Origin of the sequence: Nocardioides sp., assembly GCF_031422975.1 — a bacterium.
Taxonomy (GTDB): Bacteria; Actinomycetota; Actinomycetes; order Propionibacteriales; family Nocardioidaceae; genus Nocardioides.
In genome coordinates this window covers 1-2,307 of record NZ_JANPEO010000637.1, presented here as the reverse complement: position 1 = coordinate 2,307, position 2,307 = coordinate 1, and the positions used below count along the sequence as shown (strand labels likewise).

Sequence of the window (2,307 nt, the reverse complement as noted above, 5' to 3'; positions counted from 1 at the left end):
GAACTACCTCAACTCCGGCTGCCGCTCCCGCAAGACCTGCTCGACCACGCTGCGGCACCGCGACCACATGCACATCTCGCTCAGCAAGGCCGGCTCGCAGGGCCTCACGAGCTGGTACGTCGAGCACGCCGCCACCGGCTGAAACTCCACGCGAGTGCGTGGAGTTTCGCCCTCCGAGCGACGTCAGGCCCTGAAACTCCACGCGAGTGAGTGGAGTTTCAGGGCCTGAGCGCTGAGACCTACTCGGCCCAGGCCTCGGTCCAGCCGTCGACCTCGCTGGCCGGGCGAGCCGCCGGGCCGGTGTAGATCGCGGACGGCCGGATCAGGCGACCGGTGCGCTTCTGCTCCAGGATGTGCGCCGACCAGCCACCGGTGCGGGCGCAGGTGAACATCGAGGTGAACATGTGGGCCGGCACCTCGGCGAAGTCGAGCACGATCGCGGCCCAGAACTCGACGTTGGTCTCCAGCACGCGGTCGGGACGGCGCTCGCGCAGCTCCTTGAGTGCAGCCTGCTCGAGGGCCTCGGCGACGGCGTAGCGCGGTGCGTTGAGCTCCTTGGCCGTGCGCCGCAGCACGCGGGCGCGCGGGTCCTCGGCGCGGTAGACGCGGTGGCCGAAGCCCATCAGCCGCTCGCCGGAGTCGAGCAGGCCCTTGACGTACGCCGTGGCGTCGCCCGACTTCTCGACCTCCTCGATCATGGTGAGCACGCGGGCGGGAGCCCCGCCGTGGAGCGGGCCGCTCATGGCGCCGATGGCGCCGGAGAACGCGGCCGCCACGTCGGCGCCGGTGGAGGTGATGACGCGCGCGGTGAACGTCGAGGCGTTCATGCCGTGCTCGGCGGCCGAGCTCCAGTAGGCGTCGATCGCCTTGACGTGCTTGGGGTCGGCCTCGCCCTTCCAGCGGATCAGGAACTTCTCCGCGAGACTGGAGCCCTGGTCGACGATCCTCTGCGAGACGACCGGCTTGTCGAGGCCACGGGCCGACTGTGCGGCGTACGACAGGACCATCACCGCGACCCGGGCGAGGTCCTCGCGGGCCTGCTCGTCGGAGATGTCGTAGGTCTGGCCGAAACCGAACTGCGGCGCGAGCATCGCGATCGCTGCCTGGACGTCGACGCGCACGTCGCCGGTGTGCACGGGCAGGCTGAACGCCTCGGCCGGCGGCAGGCCCGGTGTGTAGAAGCCGTCGATCAGGAGGCCCCAGACGTTCTCGAACGGCACCCGGCCGACGATGTCCTCGATGTCGACGCCGCGGTAGCGAAGCGCCGATCCTTCCTTGTCGGGCTCGGCGATCTCAGTTTCGAAAGCGACGACTCCCTCGAGCCCGTGGTGGACCTCAGTCATGCGACAGACGCTCCTTTGCGTACGGCGTGTGGCTCGCCCAGATGTGCTCGCGAGCCGACCTATTGTGCACCCGTTCGCCGACTGGTTCACCACCGAGGCGGATTCCCGCGCCCATCGTGGACGTCTAGGGTGCGCGCATGGACACGGGATCGATCCTCGGCAGGCTCGCGGCGCTTCGTGAGGAGTACGCCGCTGGCGGGCTCGATGTCCCCGACCTGGCCGCCGACCCCTACCTGATGTTCCAGCGCTGGCTGGGCGAAGCGCTCGACGCCGGGCTCCACGAGCCCAACGCGATGGTGCTCAGCACCGTGGGCATCGAGGGCCGTCCGTCGTCGCGGATGGTGCTGCTGAAGGGCCTCGACGAGCGCGGCTTCGTGCTCTTCACCAACCACGGCTCGCGCAAGGGGCAGGAGCTGGCGGCCGACCCGCACTGCGCGCTGCTGTTCCCGTGGCACCCGCTCCAGCGGCAGGTGCGGATCGAGGGGACAGCCCGCGTGCTGGAGCGCGAGGCGGTGGAGGCCTACCACCGCACCCGGCCGCGCGGGGCGCAGCTCGGCGCGTGGGCCAGCCAGCAGTCACAGCCGGTCGCGTCGCGCGACGAGCTCACTGCGGCCTACGACGAGATGACGGCGCGGTTCGAGGGGCAGGACGTGCCGGTGCCCGACCACTGGGGTGGCTATCGCGTCGAACCGGAGACGGTGGAGTTCTGGCAGGGACGGCCCGGGCGGATGCACGACCGCCTGGTCTACGAGCGCGACGGTGTGGGGTGGCGGATCCAGCGGCTCGCCCCATAGCCTTGTGAGTGAGCGCTCACTCACTTAGGCTGGCAGGCGTGACTCCCCGCGCCGCTCCCATGTCCGCCGACGACCGGCGCACCGCCCTGGTCGACGTGACGCTGCCGCTGCTGCTCGAGCACGGCAGGAGCGTCACCAGCAAGCAGATCGCCGAAGCCGCCGGCGTGGCC

The 2,307-nt window shown here is 70.5% G+C and carries 2 protein-coding genes; one reads left to right on the top strand and one right to left on the bottom strand.

Annotation, left to right across the window (positions count from 1 at the left end; all coding sequences use genetic code 11):
• Positions 1-239: 239 nt before the first annotated feature.
• On the bottom strand, positions 240-1,343 hold the full coding sequence (locus RMO85_RS18880) for a citrate synthase 2 (protein ID WP_310530260.1): 1,104 nt from the start codon (positions 1,341-1,343) through the stop codon (positions 240-242).
• Positions 1,344-1,480: 137 nt separating this feature from the next.
• Here RMO85_RS18880 and pdxH point away from each other — a divergent pair, with 137 nt between their 5' ends.
• Positions 1,481-2,137 carry a pyridoxamine 5'-phosphate oxidase gene (gene pdxH / locus RMO85_RS18875; protein ID WP_310530259.1) on the top strand — a complete coding sequence of 219 codons (657 nt, stop codon included), beginning with the start codon at positions 1,481-1,483 and terminating at the stop codon, positions 2,135-2,137.
• Positions 2,138-2,307 lie beyond the last annotated feature (170 nt).

Bases quoted from the DNA above. Each gene is read 5' to 3' on its own strand.
- RMO85_RS18880 (WP_310530260.1), bottom strand. From the start codon at position 1,343: ATGACTGAGGTCCACCACGGGCTCGAGGGAGTCGTCGCTTTCGAAACT.
- pdxH (WP_310530259.1), top strand. From the start codon at position 1,481: ATGGACACGGGATCGATCCTCGGCAGGCTCGCGGCGCTTCGTGAGGAG.